This window comes from Methanosarcina sp. MSH10X1 (assembly GCF_004099695.1).
Lineage (GTDB): Archaea > Halobacteriota > Methanosarcinia > Methanosarcinales > Methanosarcinaceae > Methanosarcina.
In genome coordinates this window covers 1-17,541 of the sequence record NZ_SCHL01000018.1, presented here as the reverse complement: position 1 = coordinate 17,541, position 17,541 = coordinate 1, and the positions used below count along the sequence as shown (strand labels likewise).

The following is a 17,541-nucleotide window of genomic DNA, read 5'->3' as shown; positions in this document are numbered from 1 at the left end:
AAATTAAACTTGAGACAATGGCATAATTAGCCAAAGGCTTACATTTTTGTCAGGCAAGGGAAGAAATTCGAAAGCAAAATAGAAATTTACCCGGAGAGAAAAAAATCCGAAATTCCGGGTAAACCTCAGGTTAAATAAGGTTCAACTTTATCAGTTGGCTCTCCTTATCGCATTATTTCCTTTCTTTATTTTTATCGATTGATTTTCTTTATCTTAATACCCTGGGCTGCAGGGTCATCTCAATTACGAAGCTTTATTATACCCTTCGGCGAGGTTGACGTTTACATATACTACGGCCTCGTTAGTGTGCCTGTATGCGTAATCGTCAGTAACCTCTGGCAGTTTATCGGCTTCGGCCTGGGAAGTGACAACCGTGCCTGCCGGGATATACCTGCCGTCAGGAATGGTTACGCCAATTGCTGCCGATCTCGGCTCAAGCACGCAATTATTTCCTACCTTTGACTTGAAAACGAAAGCCTGCATTCCGATGAAGGTATCACTGCCTACCGACGCCGGACCATGAACCTGGGCCTGATGGGCAAGCGAAACATTTTCTCCTATATATACTGCATATTTCTTGCCTTCAATCTCAACAAGGTTCTTTTCTACGGTTTCTCCTTCCTCGTCAATTGTTTCAAGGGCGTGGAGCACAACTCCGTCCTGGACATTGGTCCTGTTTCCGACGAAAATCGGCATTCCTTCATCGCTCCGAATTGATGCCATGGGGGAAACCATAACGCTAGCGCCTATTGTAACATTTCCTATGACTGAAGCCTGGGGGTCAATACAGGCTGTAGGTTCAATCACAGGCGCTACAGGTTCGGGATTCCACGGTGTTACCGGATTTTCCCTGATATTCGAAAACTCACTCTCGGTTGTTTCCTGTGCAACATTGTCCTCTGCTCCTTCACCTTCGGAGATGCACCCGCTCCCTGCAAGGGCCAGTGAAAGAGATAGAATAAGGATTGTAAAGATCTGCTTGTTGAATCTCATAGAGGTCCTCCATTAACAGTATGAAGATTATAAAATATATAGACATTTCTATTTTTATTTGGAAAAAGATAAAAATATAAAAAAAGGTGAATGATTAGCCCACAAAAGTCGTTCTGTAATCAAACTTGTAATCCGAAAACTCTTTCTGATGGATTTAACCAGGGAGAACTATGACAGATTCAAAAAATTCTTATATTTAAATGATATGGAGTGTGTTATGGAGGCTGTGCTTCAAATCTCATTGGAATCCATACTGACAGACCTGCCCGTATTTGCGGTACTTTCAGTCTGGAATCTGTTCGTGATTCTGGTTCTCTCAAAAAAAGTATATGAATTTGCTTTAGAAAAGGGCAGGTCGGTTAATTCTTCAATATATTTTTCAAGAAAAGCAATCCATTTCCTGGCGGGCGGATTGACAGCAATGCTGCTTCCCTTTGTCGCCCATGAGCCTATTGTGCCGGCAGCTACTGCTTTCGGTCTTGCTCTTATAACCTATCTGCCGCATAAACTCAACAGGAGGATGTACTGGTTTCAGGACCCTGAAAATCTCTATGATGTGGATTTCTCATTGAGCTGGGGATTGATAGTGCTTTTTACCTGGTACATTGACAGGAGCTTCTGGCTTGGAGTGGTTCCGGTGCTTTTTATGGCGTACGGGGACGGGATTACGGGTGTAATAAGGAACCTTAAATATAATAAAAGGACAAAAGCCTGGGAAGGCACTGCAGGCATGCTGGTGCTGTGTATAATCATCGGCGCAAAGATGGGTCTTGCTGGAATTTTTGCAGGAATAATATGTTCATTTGTGGAGAGGATAGAGAATATAGATGATAATGTTACTGTGCCGGTATCCGGCCTGTTAATCTTGCTCGCAGCTCATTATTATCTTCCTTCGCTTACGGCTTCCCTTTATTGAGCTTTCTGGTGAAGCTACTGACTATCTTTACTTTTTCAATTTATAATTTCATTTCAATTAAAGTTTTTTTAAATATTACTGCAACCTGATAGTAACCTGACATCTACATATTATTTATATTATCAATCTAAAAGTTCATATATCTTAGGATGTAATATATTTAAAAATGCAAAATGTCATGGGTTAAATTCCAAAGTGTGAGGAGGGGCACCTGTGTCTTTTTAGGCACGAAGTTAAATATTTGGGTTAAATTATGTCCGGATTATGCAGCTACTATATAAGGGGTTCCGGGTTGAAAGTTCCGGGATCAAAATTCAAAGAGTTGGGCACATTCTATTTATTTTAAGCCCATTTAACTGCATCCTACTAAATATTTTGTTTTGAAATAAATCCGGATAAAGTTTTATACTGATGGGGGATAAAAGGAAAATGGATGAAAGTATAAAAGATTTGATTAAGAAATTGGAACGTTCGGTTTTTGCAGGAAATCGAGCCGCTGCTGCCGAAGAGCTTGGAAAACTAGGAGACCCTTATGCTTTACCCGCGCTAATTGAAGCGCTGGAAGATTCAAACCCGAAGGTAAGAACAGCCGTTGCAGAAGCTCTTGGAAAATTTAATCTTCCGGGAGCTGTGCCTGGCTTAATAAAGGCACTAGATGACCCTCAAAGCCCCGTTAAAAAAACTGCAATCGCCTCTCTTGAAAAAATAGGCACACCTGAAGCGATCTCAGGTATTGTCAAAGGATTTGGGGACGCGGACAGGTTTGTTCAGAAGGAGGCCGTGAAAGCCCTGATGAGGATAGGTTCCAGAGAAGCTGTTTACGGTCTTGAGAAAGCCCTGAATTATCCGGATGACTCGCTGAAAAGGATCTCAATAACGGCTCTCGGAAAAATCGATACTTATGAAGCTGCTCTCTTGCTGGTAAAGGCAATTGAGGATTCCGATAATAAAGTAAGGAAGCACGCAGCCGAAACCCTCGGCAAGAGGGGCAAATCGGATGTACTTGACGAGCTAATGGAAACCCTCAGGGACCCGAGGCAGCCTGTACAGGAAGCTGCGTCCGAAACCCTTTGTAAAATCATAGGTTCGTCGATATCTATACCTGTGCTCATCAAGGCACTTGGAGCTTCAAGCAGGGATGTGAGAAAAACTTCAATTGAAACCCTCTGGAAGATGGGAACGCCTGAGGCAGTTTCGGGGCTTTTGAAAGCCCTGGACGATCCGGACTGGTACCTGCGAAGCAGGGCTGCAGATGCCCTGGGAGATATCGATTCTCCCGAAGCGGCTCGGGGACTTGTTAAAGCCTTCGATAGATATGAAAACTCCGTAAGAAAGACGATTACCTGCGCTCTCGGAAAGAACAGGTCCCCTGAAGCTATAGAAGGGCTGCTGAAAGCTCTTAATGACCCTGACAGTTCTGTAAGGGAATCAGCAGTTGTGGGACTTGGAAAAGCAGGCACTCCTGAAGCTATCTCAGGGCTTTTAAAAGCACTTAAGGATAATAAAGCTGCAGTCAGAGAACCTGCGGCTTCAGCACTCGGCGACCTCAGAGCACAGCAGGCTGTTCCGGAACTGGTAGGCATTCTTGAAGACCCTGAAAGCCTGATGCAAAAGGCCGCAATCGGCTCACTTGAGAAAATCGGTACCCCTGAGGCAATTTCAGCGCTTGTCAGAGCCAGTGAAAATTCAGACGCCTGCGTACGAAGAACCGCATTAAAAGCTCTCGAAAGAATTAATAAATCAAATCCGCTATCGGCAACCTCTCCGTCAGAGGCTGAAATTCCTGATGCGGAGCCTGCCCAGAAGGGTTGTCTGTCAGGCGGTAATTCTGAAGTTCGGGTTGAAATTTCAAATCTCTCAGGTGGTATCCATAACATGACCTCTCTTAAGGAGCTTGAGCTCTCAATATCTGCTGAAGAGACTGAGGAATCCAGAGCCCATCAAAATGCAAGTACGGGAGAAAGAAAGAGTGTCGGGCTGACATGCCCATACTGTTCAAGACGTTTGAATCTTCCCACTGCTCCTAATTTCTGCCCTTTCTGCGGGATGAAGTTGAAACTGAAATATTAAAAACACCGATTTCACTGTAAGTGAAAAAAATTAAAACCTTATAAAAGCGCAAGAGGAAAGAGAAGAAAAATCCTTCCTTTGCGGTCTTTTTTAAATTCTAAGCTTATTTTTCTCAGGTTAGTTAAAAGGATTCAAATTATTCCCTGGTCTGCCGAAAAAAAAAGTCTTCACTTTGTTCAGTCTCGGAAGAAAAGCGCCTTCTTCGGCAGAACTGCAGTTCTTCAGTGCGCTGGTTCTCCCTTATTAGCTTCAGGCGCTGTTGTCGGTTTTGTTTTCAGTTGAATTATCCTGTACTCGGCAAGGCTGACTCATTGGGCAGCAACCCCCCTGGCGCGCAGGACTGCTAGCGTACATTACATCCATCGCAGTATCTCTGGCTGATTATATTATTTCCTTCAGTTCGTTAAAGGATTCGGCTTCCTCGATTTTTTCCATCAGGGGCGTGAGTTCCGCAATCCTGTCCGTTGTGTAATTGAAGTCAGGAATGTGTTTGCTTAAATTAGGGACATAGCTCAAAATAAGATAAAATTGTTCATTAAATGCCTTTATATGAGATCCGGGCACCTGGAATTTGATAATTAAGGCATATAAAGGATTAAATCCAGAAAGAATCTCTCTTAAAGTGTTAACCGTAAATTCAATCCATTAATCTTACTGAAAAAGTAAGTATTCTTTTATTTTTAAATCCAGATATAACATTTCTGTCAGGAACATATCGGGCAGTATCATCCACCCAGGAACCCGGAAGTATGCTCCAGAATATAGCCCTTTACTGTGCAAGTAAAAACGGGTAAGGCATTGAGGAAACCATATGTGTATAGCCCTGCGATATTAGTCCGATAGTTCCTGACAGCTCTTTAACCTTTTAATGGACTATTTTAATAAATTTTTAAACATCTACCCTGAACACGAGAAAACTGCAAAAGGATGCAGATGCCGTATAACCCGGAGGAAAAACTGCTGTTTCTGCAGCCTTCCGAAGGCTCCGGTAAAATTCGTAGAAACAGCAAAACCCGGAACTTCCTGGAGTTAATATACGCCTGACATTATTCGGAAAAATTCCATTTTACCAGAAAGACATTGAAATAACCAAACATTAAATACAGGAACTTGAATAAAAAGTACAGTCCAGCAATCAGTTCTTTCCACAGGACGTGCCCAGTATGAAAATCAAATCTCTGTTCCTCCTTATAATTGCAGGAGTTATTGTGACCTCAGGCTGTGTTGATGAGGAGACTCAGTTTTCTACTTCCAGGGCTCCAGAAGGCCTTTACAGGACTATTTTTTGCCCGTATGCAGGGCTCATGGACTGTGAAGGACCCTTAATGCAAGGCATGCATCTCCCTGATTCACTTCCGAGAGGGCCACATCCAGGCTATGAATCCATAAATGATCTGAGAGAAGCAACATTCCTTCTTGACAGCAATATCGAGAAGGCGGAAATCATTTCAATACGGCTTGAAAGCGGGATTGAACGCTATAAAGCCGAAGGGGAAGACGTCAGCAGACTTGAAGTATTGCTTGAAGAATATAACCTTCTTGTAGAAGAGGCGAAGCAATACCGAGCCCTTGCAGATACAGCCGCAGGCGGGAAGAACAATAGCTCAGTTACGGATTCCGATGCATATAATGGTTTATCCGGAGACATGCAGAGGGACTACCTGATCAGGTCACAGGAAAGTATGATCCAGGCTAATTATGTGCTGAAAGATATTTTCGATGAGGTTCAGCTTCTGATGCCTGGAAGCGAAGAACTCAACAGAACATCCCGGCTCAGTGCAGCAGGAAAAGGAAAGGCTATCCTTATGGGCAGTTTCACCCTGAACCTGCACCTGGAAGAAGGAAAGATGGCAATTGGGGATCTTTCCAGGGACTCCGAAATTGATATAGAGGGGGACTACACATTTGAAGAGAAAAACGATATGCATGATAGGGTTCGCCTTTACCATATAAATTCTGCCGATATCAGGGTTTCAGGCTCCGGTAAGACAGTAATGTTAAGCAGTGAAAACATTACCCTCACTGCAGACGGGGAAGGTTATGTAGCTTTCCAGGGAAACGGCACATACAGCGTTCAAGAGGAAGATGGAGCAGTAAAAGAAGAGAACTGGGCGAAACCTCTCTTTGAAGAAAAAATGGGTCACGGAGAACACGGGCCTGACTGAAAGGACGATAATACAGGGTACACACGGACAGGGTAATAAAAGGTAATCGGGGACAGGCCAGGAAGTAATATTACAGGTATTGACCGAACCAATCCGGAAATCAAAAGCAATAGACGCCTTATCCCGGTGAGCCCTCGAACCTTGAATATAAGAATCAAAAATGCCTGGAAGAATATAAAATCAAAATGCAACTCTGGGTTTATAAAAAATGAATCTGAGGCTCTTTATTATTTGTATCACGGCTGTACTTGCTTTAGTTGGACCTGCCTTAGCAAACAGCACGGCCACAGTCCACGGCGCTGTATATGGCTGGGATACCTTCGAGCCCCTGGAAAATGCCGTAGTTGAGGTAAATTCGACTCCCTCGCAGTCCATGGTAGCAAAATACGGCCTGTATTCTTTTGATCTGGTGCCTGGAGATTACACTATTAAAGCGAGTTATTATCAGAGCAGTACTCTTATTTATTCGGCAGAAGAGACTCTCAAAATCCAGGACGAAGGAAAATACGTACTCGACCTTCTCCTTCTTCCGGTCTATTCCAAAGAGCTAATGGACGGCTCTGAAGTAAACGGATTTTCCGAAACCCCGAACGAAAGTGAAGAAAACTCATCAGCGAATAATGTAAATCCCGTAACCGATGCTGATACAGGTCAGATGACCAGCTCTGAGACAGATAATTCAAGCAATAAGGATTCAGCCGATCATAACTGGGCTGGTTCTTTAAATTTGAACTACCTGTCGGCAGCCCTTCTACTCTTTCTCCTGCTTGCAGCAAGCTACAGGCTCGCCAGAAAGGATAAGAAAATAGAAGAAAACCAGCCTCAAAGAAAGGAGCATATTACCGAGAAAGGGCATACGGCCGGAGAGCCTTCCGAACCCTTCAAGGTATCCGGGCTTTCGGCGAAAGCTCCTGATAGAAAGGTAGAGCTTTCCCATAAAAACGTAGAAAAAAGTCTAGAGGTTCCTGATAACCTGGAATCCGAACCAGATGAGGGGTCTCAGATAAAGGAATCCCGGGTAAAGCCCTCAATTGCATCTGCAACAGAACCGATAACAGTCTCTGTAAAAGAGCCTGTGATAGAGTCTCTCAAGGAACCGGTAATAGAGCCCGTGGGAGAACCGGTAAAAGTGCCATTAAAAGAGCCAGCATCCGAAACCACGGAAAAGCTGCTGCAGGGGGAGCCAGCAGAAATTAAAACGGATATTCAGGCGAATGGAATGGAATTGGCTGGATCCGAGCTGCAGGAAGTTTCCTCTGAGAAAGTTGCAGATAACCCTTCAGAGAGCCCTGAAACTGAGATTCCCGCTTCCAGAAAGAAGCTTCCGCTTCCCACAGACCTCCAGGAGGTTATGGATATAATTCGGGGTCAGGGAGGCAGGATTACCCAAAAAGACCTGCGCAGCAGGTTGAAATACTCCGAAGGAAAAGTCAGCCTCATGCTTGCGGACCTGGAAAGAAGAGAACTGATCGAAAAGTTCAAGCGGGGGCGCGGGAACGTTGTGATCCTGAAAGATGAAGAGCGCTAAACTCAGGATACGATACCTCTCGATTTAGTTTTTCAAATTCATGATTTCCGTGTAATCGGGTATGCTTACTTTTTTCTATGGGATGTGCCTGTTTTCCTCTGTTAGAAGTGCCTATCTCTTTTTTGTTATTTTCCCTGTTATACGCTTGTTTTCCTCTGTTTGCTGTGGCGGTCTGTTACGGGTAAGATCTGAACGGGTTAAGACCAGATTGCCTCAGAACTGTTTAATGGAAAAACTGGCAGCTAGAAATAATGTATTTTTTGCAACTCTTTCGTAAATTAACCCTTTAAGAGATACATAATAATTTTTTAGAGGGCTTCTAAAGAATTAATTGGTGATATAACTCACGGAAAAGCTTCACTGATAAATTCATTCCCTAATCTTCCCCTTCGTGGTTAAGTATGCTTTTATTATTAAATACCAATGAAGGGGTTGACTGCCTTCTCCTGTAAGCTGGGAGATAGATCTACTGCATCTCGCAGATGCCTCAATCCGTCAGCGTTCAGTAGAAAAACATGCAGGCACGAACACCTCTCAACCTGAGTCAGGGGTCCTTCAATCGACATTCAGTTTTCCCATTTGATGAACGAATGAAGGAAGCAGTTAAAACTACACTCCATAAAATGGGGCATTTCGCATTTGCAAATGCCCCAAAAACGCGGTTGGCTTTCAATCTGTTTCCGATCAGTTATCAGCCCTGCCTTTTTTAATCTCGGCGATTAAAGGCAAATAATAGTGACAGGAGAAATTTCGGGTTAACGGTTGTAAAAAATTTAACATTATAATATTTCGGCCAATTGCAATAGTAAAATTTCAGGCTAAAGCGGTAAGGAACTATCAAACTGACATTCAGGCGGAGTATGGACAAAAAAACCGAGTTCTTGAAATTGCCCTGAAGAGGCGGGATATGATTTAGAGGGTGTATATGGCACTTACTGAAATTATAGAGATATTTAAAACGAAATTAAATGTCTCAGGTATTCTGAATTCGCTCGATAAAGCCGCAGATTTCTACGGTGAGTCGGATATTTATTCTGAGATGGACGATCCCGGGGAGACTATAAAAAACAACCCTTATAACGGTCCAGGCGGTGCTTTTGTCAAGAATGTTGATGCAGGGAAGCTTTCCGGGAAGAAGGAAGTTCCGCTTATCAAACTGACCGATGTCTGGAAAACCTACCAGATGGGGGAGTCTGAATTTGCAGCCCTCAGGGGAGTAAATCTTGAGATCTACGAAGGAGAATTCCTTGTAGTTCTTGGCCCTAGCGGGAGCGGAAAAAGCACACTTATGAATCTGCTGGGTTGCCTGGATTTACCTTCGAAGGGCACGGTCTTCCTGAACTCAAGCGATATCTCGGAACTTGACGAATCCGAACTTGCCAGAATCAGGGGGCAGATGATAGGTTTCATATTCCAGAGTTTCAACCTTATTCCCACTCTGAATACTCAGGAAAACGTGCTCCTGCCTCTTGAATTTCTAGAAGAGGATGCACGTACGGCCCGGGAAAAAGCGGCATACCTGCTTGAGATTGTCGGACTTTCAGATAAAAAATATAACCTTCCTTCCCAGCTTTCAGGCGGGCAGAGGCAGAGAGTTGCAATAGCTCGCTCGCTGGCTGTGAACCCGCCTGTAATCCTGGCGGATGAGCCTACCGGAAACCTTGACAGCAAGACCGGGAACTATATTCTGGAATTTCTTTACGGTTTGAACAAAAAAGAAGGCAAGACAATAATCATTGTGACCCACGACCTGGAACTCGTGAAATACGCTACAAGAATTGTGTACATCAGGGATGGCCAGATAGAAAAAATTGAAGAATACACGCAAAATAAACCGGAGGGAATGATATGAAAAAATTTTCTTTATTAACGCTTTTGATTCTATATTCATCAATGCTGGCGCTGGGAGCGGGAACGGCTTTTGCTGCGAGCGGATTGATAGATTCCTCGTCCGTTCAGGCAAACGTGACTAACCAGAATCCCGATGCTGCACGCCCTGGGGAACCGGTCGAACTTACTGTCAGCGTACAGAATGTGGGGAGTAATGACCTGAAGAATATTAATGTCGCAATCCAGCCTCAATATCCTTTCAGCAAGGTGTCCGGAGAATCGCTTGAAAAGCAGGTCCCGTACCTGAATGCACGGCAGGAAGATAATGATGCAGCCGCTCTTAAATTCAAGCTAATGACCGACCCGAATGCTTCCGAAGGCACATACGACCTCCATATTATCACAACTGCGAGAGAGGACGGATCCTCGTCAAAAACGGTTAAAACCACAAAGACCATCCAGCTCGAGGTAAGGGGCAAAGAGTACGCTCAAATCGTTACCATTAACAAGGCAAATATTGACCTGGCAAAGGAAGAGCCTCTCGAATTTATAATAACGAATACCGGAAATTCGCCCCTGAAAAATATGGTTATTTCCTGGAAAGACCCCAAAGGCGTTATCCTGCCGGTATATTCGGATAACACAAAGTATGTCAAATATCTGGAACCTGAGGATTCCGTAACAGTTGCTTATTCGGTCATGGCAGATGTAAACGCTAACCCCGGACTTTATACCCTTGATGTAAATCTCAGCTTTGAAGATTATGGATCCAATGAGAAAAGTATCCAGACAACTGCAGGGCTCTTTGTAGGCGGGGAAACCGATTTCGATGTTTCCTTTTCGGAAAGCGACCCGGGAGAGATTTCCCTTTCAGTCGCAAACGTGGGCAACAATATGGCATATTCCGTGAAAGTGTCCGTTCCTGAGCAGGAAGATTTCAGGGTAACAGGGAGTTCTTCATCGATTGTTGGAAACCTTGAGAAGGGAGACTACACGATTGCGTCCTTTAATGTTGCGAGCTCACAGGCTGCAGATAAAAAGGAGACTCCAGGCACAGCAAAAGCAGATGAGGTTATAGCCGAAGGGAATAAAGGTTCGGTTTCAACGGCTTCTCCTCCTCTAAAAGTCCAGATCGAATATACCGATGCCAGAGGGGAAAGAATAACGGTTGACAAAGCTGTTGCAGTTCAAATGGCTTCATCCGCAGCCACTGGCACAGAATCCGGGCAGAGAGCGCGCAGCAGCAATAGCCTCAGTTCATACGCACCTGATCTCATTTTAGTAATAATAGTTGCAGGAGCGGGGTTGTTCATATACCGCAGGAAAAGACAGGCAAGAAGTGAAAAAAAATCCGGAAATAGAGGAACTGAAGACCAGAAATACGACTCCGGAGTAACAAGAGACTAAAAGAGAACTATTGATATGGAAGGGAAGGATGCGGAATTAGAAACGCAAAATTTTTCAAAAAAAGTTTGATCAAAAACGCAAACTTTTTCAGAAAAGTTTGATCAAAAACGCAAACTCTTTCAGAAAAGTTTGATCAAAAACGCAAACTTTTTCAAAAAAAGTTTGATCAAAAACGCAAACTCTTTCAGAAAAGTTTGACCAAAAACCATGCTTGATTGATAACGGCATGGTCGGCGTGATGAAACTGAGCAACGGTTTTAAATGAAAGGAAGGATGCGGAATGAGAAACTCAACCTACGTGAAAATGGCCCTGAATATGCTTCTGCACAGCAAACTCCGGAGCTGGCTGACCATTATAGGGATTGTTATAGGGGTCGGGGCGGTTGTCGGCATCCTCTCTCTTGGGGATGCTATGGAGGAACAGGTCCAGAGCAGGCTTGCCGAGATGGATCTGACGAAAATAGCCATAAGCCCCGGATACACCAGGGCGATGTCAAATATGCCCGGCCCACATGGGGAGGGTGGCAATACAGCTAAGGATTCTGAATTGACAGATGACGATATCGATGCACTTCAGGGTGTAGAGGGCATACAGCATATCGCAGGTGAGATCTCCGGCAGTGAAGAAGTGGATTATGCAGGGGAGAATGCAACCCTCTCGATTACAGGTGTGGATCCCCAGGTCTGGAAATACATGACTACCCTGGAGACGCAGTCCGGAAGATTGCTTGAGCCAGCTGATAAATACGTAGCAGTTATAGGGAGCGATGTCGCCAGTGGAATTTATGATCAGGACATAGGAATTAACCAGGTAATAAAAATAAAAGGTAAGTCCGTGCGCGTTGTTGGCATCCTGACTGAAGAAGGCGGGTTTGGGGACAGCAGTGTTTATATACCTATTGACGGGGCAGTAAGCCTGATCGAGGATGCGGAAGAAGGCGTCTTTGATACGATTATGGTGAAGGCGCAAAGTGAAGACCTGGTGGATACGGTAATGGAAGATATTACGGATAAGCTCATGATTTCAAGGCACATAGTACGGGAAGACGACATGGACTTCTCCGTGACCGCATCGAAATCCATGGCTGAATCCGTTACCGAAATGACCTCCTCCATGACGCTTTTCCTGGGAGCAATCGCTGCCGTGTCGCTGATTGTAGGAGCTGTGGGAATTGCAAACACGATGTTTACTTCGGTCCTTGAAAAAACAAAAGAGATCGGCACTATGAAAGCTATAGGGGCCAGGAATCGTGATATTCTTATGATTTTTATCTTCAATTCCGCAATGGTCGGTTTTGTCGGGGGGATTTTTGGAGTTATGCTGGGGGCATTCATCTCAACGCTCTTTCCCATGCTTGGTATGACCATGATGAGATCTGAAGGTGATACAGGTATCTTCCTTTCCCCCCGCCTCATGCTCTTCGGACTTGTCCTGGCAGTTGTTATAGGCGTTGTATCCGGAGCCATCCCCGCATACAGGGCTTCCAAACTCAAGCCTGTGGATGCCTTGAGGTATGAATGACCTGTTAACTGAATACAGATAATTTTCGGCTGGGAAACTGAAATTTTAAATGTTCCTCCAGGTCCTATTTTTGAGCCGGATTTCATGCTTAATTTTTAGGCTCTTTTTTTCTTTTTTCCGTTATTCCTGAGTTATGAAAGCTCCTTTTTCGACAATTAATTAGTCCTTTACTTTTTTCTAAAGATGCCATAAAAAAAATACCCAAGTTAGGGCAGAATTTGTTTCCTGTATATCCAGTAAAAATATAAATGATGTTCAGGCAGGATAAGCTGTTTTTTATTCATTCTATTCAAAACTGAAAAGCCAGAAAAACATTGTAAAAACTTTATTGTATATACATCTTTCGAAGGCGAAAACTAATTATTACTCTTGACTTAAAGCCTGACTAGTTCCTATTTTTTATGCCTGGCTAAAAAACGTAAATTGGGCATAAATGTAAATATTACTTGTAAAAAATTATTTATTAAGCCTAGCTCGGATCCCAGAGGTTTTCAGGTTGATTCTCAAGAAAATACCCATGCAAACATATGAAAACTTCCACAAGATGTTTAGTGGGAGTAATCAAAATACTTTCAATATTTGCAGAGAATGCGGAGGAGCCTGCGAACACAATAAGATCGGTACCCTGCTGCCCGGGGAAGAAGAGTATATGGCAGAGAAAATGGGTATAAGCGTTTCGGATCTTAAAATCCGGTATCTGGATATGCTTAAAATGGATGACGGGACTCAAATACAGGTGTTAAAACTAGGAAGATTATGCCCTTTTCTAAATGAAGACGAAGTATGCAAGTGCGGGGATTTTAAGCCGATATTCTGTAAAATCTATCCTGTAATTTTGACGATTGAGAATGAAAAAATAAATTATATTATTGATGACTGGTGTAACTTATCAAAAAAGGAAGCATGCAGGCTTTATTTTGAGACCGCTATCCCGCTTTTATCAAACCTTGCAATTCCGATAGAATGGTTAAGGCATGTAATCAGCTATGATAATCTCTGCTTTGATTACGATGAGCTGGAAAAATGCAGACGCGGAAAAAACAAGTATGCGATTTTTTCGCTGGACGAATTGTTGAGTTTGCAGAAAGCCGAGCTCGAGACCTCTAGGCTGTGTATCGACTTTGGTCAGAAGGCTGAAGAGCTCATTTTTTAACTTACGCCGGAATAATTGAGCCAGATCACCGACGGGAGACTGGGTTTACTTACTGGTGAAAAGGCAAATAGCTTAAACAGCTTAAATAGCTTAAACAGCTTAAATAGCTTAAGTAGCTTAAATAGCTTAAGTATTTTAGCGGCTTCTGTTTTAACCTGCGTTGTTCGTCTGCTTTTCCAGCTCCGCTTAAGTTTCAGTCCTGTATTTTATTCCCTGATTCGGGTGCTTCACTACTGCCTGTCTTACCCTTTATCGGAATTGCGAAAGCAAAGGTGCTTCCTTCTCCCGGATTGCTGTTGAACCAGACATATCCGCCATGAAGCTGGACAATCTGCTTAACCAGAGAAAGACCAAGTCCGGTTCCCTGGAATTTTTTGGACAGAAAGGAATCAACCTGGCTGAAGGGCTTGAAAAGTTTGCCCTGATCCTCAGATTTAATGCCAATTCCCATGTCTCTGATCGTTATTTCCACCATATCTCCTTTCTTTCTTGCTCCGATTTTTACATTCCCGTTTTCATAGGAGAATTTTATAGCATTGTCCACAAGATTGTACATTACCTGAACGAATCGGGATTCGTCAGCACAGATTGTGGAAAGGTCGCTATCAGTGTCGATCTCAATTTGAATATTTTTTCGGTCGGCTATTGGAGATACAAGATTTTTTATCATGCTAAGCTTGCTGGCAAGCTCAAACTGCTTATAACTCAGCTCCAGTTTTCCGGCTTCTACTTTAGACAGATCCAGGATGTTATTTATCAGGCTAAGAAGATGCTTTCCGCTCTTTGAGATGTTCCCGACGGACTTTAACTGCTTTTCATTCAATTCACCATATATCTGCTCATAAAGCAGGTCCGAAAATCCTATTATCGAGTTAAGCGGGGTTCTCAGTTCGTGGCTCATATTTGCCAGAAACTCGCTCTTTGTATGGTTTGCAGCTTCTGCGATTTGTTTTTCCTGAAGAAGCCTTTCTGCGGCTTTTCTTTCCGTAATATCTCTAAAGGTTTCGAGAACTCCTATAATCTTTCCGCCCTCTTCGGTTACAGGAATAGCCTGAACAAACCAGACCCTGCCGTCTATGGAAGTAAATTCTCCTGATCTTTTATTACCTGTTACGAATATCTGCTCAAGCTGCAGATAATCGGACAGCGGGCAGTTTACATCCGAGATATTCTCAAGGCATACCCCAACCGCCTTCTCGAGATCAAGCTTCAAATATTCAAGGGCAGCCTTGTTTGCCCAGATAATCTTACGTTCAGGGTTTACGAAAATTGCCAGCTCATTCAGGGAATCGAGCAGGACCTTTTTTTCCCGTTCCTGTGCTTTTAATTCCTGTTCTGCAAGATAAATCTCGTTTAACATCCCGTTGATCTCTCTTGAGAGGCGGTAGAGCTCGTCATTATCTTTAAGCGACAATCTTCTTGAAAGATCCTTTTCCGACCTGACCCGGGTAACGAAATCGTCAACTTCTATTAATCTTGAGACGAACAGCCTGTCAAGCGCAAACTTGACTCCTATGCCTGTCATAAGTCCGGTTAGCAAAAGGAAAAAATACATATTATTCAGGGTCTTCTTGCCATTCGAATAGAGCTTTCTCGGGAAATCCGCTTTAATAATAAGAGCAGGCTTGCCTGAAATGTCTTCTAATTTAAAGAAACCTGCTATTTCTTCATTGCTGTAGGGCTCAATAACAGGTTTATCCGGAAAATCCGAAAAGCTTATGGACTCTGGTTGAACTTCATCAGGGATTTTCTTATCGACCCTGTACATTTTAAGGGAATAGCAGGTAGTATCCTCAAAAGAAGTCAGAAGAGCATTGTCAAAGTATTTCCCGAAAATCAAAGTTCCTTTAACAGGTCCTTTAGAATTTGTTGTAAGGATGGGATGGCAGGAGACAAACATTGGATCTTTCTCAAGCAGAACAAGACCGCTCAGGCTATCATTTTCCGTTTTTGTGAGGAGAGTTCCGTCTTTAACCAGTTTGAGCAGGTCTTCAGGAATAGACGCTTCTTCTTTAGTGTCCAGATTTACTGCTTTTGCATAGACTACAGATCCGGATTCATTTACAAAAATCATAACATTAACGTTAATTCCTACAAGGGTCTGATCTTGAAGATTTGCAGTTATATACTCCTGGTTTTTGTCTCCTATGAATTCATAAGTATTATCCCAGCAGGCCCAATCCTGTACGTTATAATCAAGATACCTCTGTTGAGTTGAAACGGCATTCCTTACTCTTTCTAGATTCGCCAGTGTGTCCTCATGTTCAAGCTCCAGAAAGCTGGAAAGCTGCATGCTATGGGTAAGCGTAAATGCAGCCGTAAGAACGGCAAAAATTAAAAGGGTTACTAGAAAAACCTTTTTACTGATATCTATCCTGGACACCCCAAAGAAGTTAGATACTAGAAACAGGTTGAATGCAATAGATTAGTATATTAAAAAGATGAAGAAGTATATAAATTTTAGCAGTCCTTACAGGCGGTTCAAAACTGATTAAAGCCCTTTCTCTGTATTCGATCCCGTGATCCTGCCGAAAAAGCTAATCTGGATTTAAACGGGCTTTTAACAAAAATTTAAACACACTTAGTCACCGTTTTTCAGCTGCACCATTTCGAGCGTTCAAATAGGACTGTTCGGTAATTTCCACATTGCCTTTGAGATTTACAACTTTCATGTCATAGGTGCAGGCAAATTCTTTAACGTTTACATGAAAATCCGGATCACTCAGAATCCCACTATCGATTTTTGCTGCCAGGCAATAAAGTGGATTTTTCAGGTAATGTTTATTGAAATCACGGCTTCCGGCTTTATTCTCCAGCCGCTTCCAGCTCGAAGCCCACATGGGGGTCAGGTAAATTGTTCCCATGCCCTGGAATTCGGCCATGGCTCTGGCATAAGCTTCATTCCCTCCGAGTGCTAAACTTATGCAGTCTTCTATGGTTTCCCCGTTCCTGTCTTTAAGGAAAAAGAGCGGACACTGGAGGTCTGCGAGATCTTCTTCCAGCCTTCCCAGTGCGTGCCCGCAAGTACCGTAAAAAATAAGGATCCTATCCGAGAACGGAGCCATCTCGCGGATATTTCTATATACTTCAGCCTTCAAAACCTCAAGATCGGTATGCAGGTCCAGGCTTAGCAGATTCACAATAACGCTTACCTCTTCCCTGAAATCTCTTCTCCTGCAAAACTTTTTGAAGAAAGGAAAGCGTGAGAGAAACCCTGCAGAAATTCTGGAACCATGGCTGTGTCGGCCCTGAAGGAGCATTGGAACACGGTCCAGGAAAACTGTCCTTGGGATGCAGTTTGTTGATCTGAGCTTACGAAGAAAGCCTGAGCTGTCGCGGTTTTCCACAACGATTAACTGCTTCAGCTTGCGGTCTTCAGATAATACATGTACAAGCTCATCTTCAAGCATTCCGCAGGCAATAATGCTCAGTACAGGCATATCTCAGGTATCCATTTTCGTAAATCTTTATTTTAAATCTTTCTTCGTAATTTTTATTTTTTTCAATGCTCTGCAGAAAGTAAGGTACTGGCAGATCTGCTTCAGGAATTCAAGTGAGAGATTTGCCGGTACTCAAATATAAAATCAACAGCAGAATTGAGAAAATTCTCAAAAAAAACCTCAAAAGAGAATAGGTGCAAACAGGACGGGATAAGTTGTTCTTTCCTTAATTCCGTTCTTCCCACTTCTCTTTATGGCAGTATTGATTAAATAATTAAATTATAAATGATATGGCTATAAATGGTCCTATAAATATTCGGCTATATATAATCTGGTTATAAATTGCTCAGGATTTCATCCATTTTTAGCATTTATTTCCTGAAATTGCTATTATAAGGGATTCAATTCATCATAGTATCAGTTATGGCAATTTATAGCATTTTATTACTATGGGAGCGCAGAGGGTCACGAATACCCCGTCCTTCAGGTCGGGGATGAAGTGAACCCTCGCCTCTTC

12 protein-coding genes are annotated in these 17,541 nt (G+C 43.1%); 8 read left to right on the top strand and 4 right to left on the bottom strand.

Translation table 11 applies throughout. The features are described 5' to 3' along the window. Window positions 1–243 precede the first annotated feature (243 nt). Window positions 244–993 carry a carbonic anhydrase gene (locus EQO05_RS12185; protein WP_205793807.1) on the bottom strand — a complete coding sequence of 250 codons (750 nt, stop codon included), beginning with the start codon at window positions 991–993 and terminating at the stop codon, window positions 244–246. A gap of 217 nt (window positions 994–1,210) precedes the next feature. On the opposite strand from EQO05_RS12185, the gene EQO05_RS12180 reads away from it, so the two are divergent. Both EQO05_RS12180 and EQO05_RS12175 read left to right on the top strand, forming a co-directional pair. Continuing rightward, window positions 1,211–1,909 (top strand): dolichol kinase, encoded by a 699-nt coding sequence (locus tag EQO05_RS12180; protein WP_128506961.1) that lies wholly within the window; start codon window positions 1,211–1,213, stop codon window positions 1,907–1,909. Between the two features lie 429 nt (window positions 1,910–2,338). After that, window positions 2,339–3,979 (top strand): HEAT repeat domain-containing protein, encoded by a 1,641-nt coding sequence (locus EQO05_RS12175; RefSeq protein ID WP_128506897.1) that lies wholly within the window; start codon window positions 2,339–2,341, stop codon window positions 3,977–3,979. 381 nt (window positions 3,980–4,360) lie between these two features. Here the strand turns inward: EQO05_RS12175 and EQO05_RS15610 are convergent, their stop codons facing one another. Continuing rightward, a complete protein-coding gene (locus tag EQO05_RS15610; RefSeq protein WP_164888547.1) occupies window positions 4,361–4,543 on the bottom strand; it encodes a hypothetical protein in 183 nt (60 codons plus the stop codon). Between the two features lie 599 nt (window positions 4,544–5,142). Here EQO05_RS15610 and EQO05_RS12170 point away from each other — a divergent pair. The 6 genes from EQO05_RS12170 to EQO05_RS12145 all read left to right on the top strand — a co-directional run bounded on the left by EQO05_RS12170 (window position 5,143) and on the right by EQO05_RS12145 (window position 13,584). Further along, a complete protein-coding gene (locus EQO05_RS12170) occupies window positions 5,143–6,144 on the top strand; it encodes a hypothetical protein (protein ID WP_128506895.1) in 1,002 nt (333 codons plus the stop codon). Window positions 6,145–6,352: 208 nt separating this feature from the next. Continuing rightward, entirely contained in the window at window positions 6,353–7,672 is a 1,320-nt protein-coding gene (locus EQO05_RS12165; RefSeq protein ID WP_128506893.1) for a hypothetical protein, read from the top strand. Window positions 7,673–8,597: 925 nt separating this feature from the next. After that, window positions 8,598–9,524 carry an ABC transporter ATP-binding protein gene (locus EQO05_RS12160; RefSeq protein ID WP_205793806.1) on the top strand — a complete coding sequence of 309 codons (927 nt, stop codon included), beginning with the start codon at window positions 8,598–8,600 and terminating at the stop codon, window positions 9,522–9,524. Further along, on the top strand, window positions 9,521–10,909 hold the full coding sequence (locus EQO05_RS12155) for a COG1361 S-layer family protein (protein ID WP_128506891.1): 1,389 nt from the start codon (window positions 9,521–9,523) through the stop codon (window positions 10,907–10,909). The genes EQO05_RS12160 and EQO05_RS12155 overlap by 4 nt, the downstream gene beginning before the upstream one ends. A 280-nt stretch (window positions 10,910–11,189) precedes the next feature. Further along, the gene (locus EQO05_RS12150) at window positions 11,190–12,431 is read left to right on the top strand and encodes an ABC transporter permease (protein WP_128506889.1); all 1,242 of its coding nucleotides are present in this window, start codon (window positions 11,190–11,192) and stop codon (window positions 12,429–12,431) included. A 496-nt stretch (window positions 12,432–12,927) separates the two neighbouring features. Next, window positions 12,928–13,584: a YkgJ family cysteine cluster protein gene (locus tag EQO05_RS12145; RefSeq protein WP_128506887.1), complete on the top strand. Its 657-nt coding sequence runs from the start codon at window positions 12,928–12,930 to the stop codon at window positions 13,582–13,584. Window positions 13,585–13,777: 193 nt separating this feature from the next. Here the strand turns inward: EQO05_RS12145 and EQO05_RS12140 are convergent, their stop codons facing one another. Together EQO05_RS12140 and EQO05_RS12135 are read right to left on the bottom strand one after the other, a co-directional pair. Then, on the bottom strand, window positions 13,778–15,967 hold the full coding sequence (locus tag EQO05_RS12140; RefSeq protein ID WP_240664636.1) for a CHASE4 domain-containing protein: 2,190 nt from the start codon (window positions 15,965–15,967) through the stop codon (window positions 13,778–13,780). A 202-nt stretch (window positions 15,968–16,169) separates the two neighbouring features. Then, window positions 16,170–17,024, bottom strand: a complete 855-nt coding sequence (locus EQO05_RS12135) for a DUF1638 domain-containing protein (RefSeq protein WP_128506885.1) — start codon at window positions 17,022–17,024, stop codon at window positions 16,170–16,172. Window positions 17,025–17,541 lie beyond the last annotated feature (517 nt).

Excerpts from the sequence above, each read along its gene's own strand:
- EQO05_RS12155 (WP_128506891.1), top strand. The coding sequence starts at position 9,521 with ATGAAAAAATTTTCTTTATTAACGCTTTTGATTCTATATTCATCAATG.
- EQO05_RS12175 (WP_128506897.1), top strand. The coding sequence starts at position 2,339 with ATGGATGAAAGTATAAAAGATTTGATTAAGAAATTGGAACGTTCGGTT.
- EQO05_RS12150 (WP_128506889.1), top strand. The coding sequence starts at position 11,190 with ATGAGAAACTCAACCTACGTGAAAATGGCCCTGAATATGCTTCTGCAC.
- EQO05_RS12160 (WP_205793806.1), top strand. The coding sequence starts at position 8,598 with ATGGCACTTACTGAAATTATAGAGATATTTAAAACGAAATTAAATGTC.
- EQO05_RS12170 (WP_128506895.1), top strand. The coding sequence starts at position 5,143 with ATGAAAATCAAATCTCTGTTCCTCCTTATAATTGCAGGAGTTATTGTG.
- EQO05_RS12135 (WP_128506885.1), bottom strand. The coding sequence starts at position 17,024 with ATGCCTGTACTGAGCATTATTGCCTGCGGAATGCTTGAAGATGAGCTT.
- EQO05_RS12185 (WP_205793807.1), bottom strand. The coding sequence starts at position 993 with ATGAGATTCAACAAGCAGATCTTTACAATCCTTATTCTATCTCTTTCA.
- EQO05_RS12180 (WP_128506961.1), top strand. The coding sequence starts at position 1,211 with ATGGAGGCTGTGCTTCAAATCTCATTGGAATCCATACTGACAGACCTG.
- EQO05_RS12165 (WP_128506893.1), top strand. The coding sequence starts at position 6,353 with ATGAATCTGAGGCTCTTTATTATTTGTATCACGGCTGTACTTGCTTTA.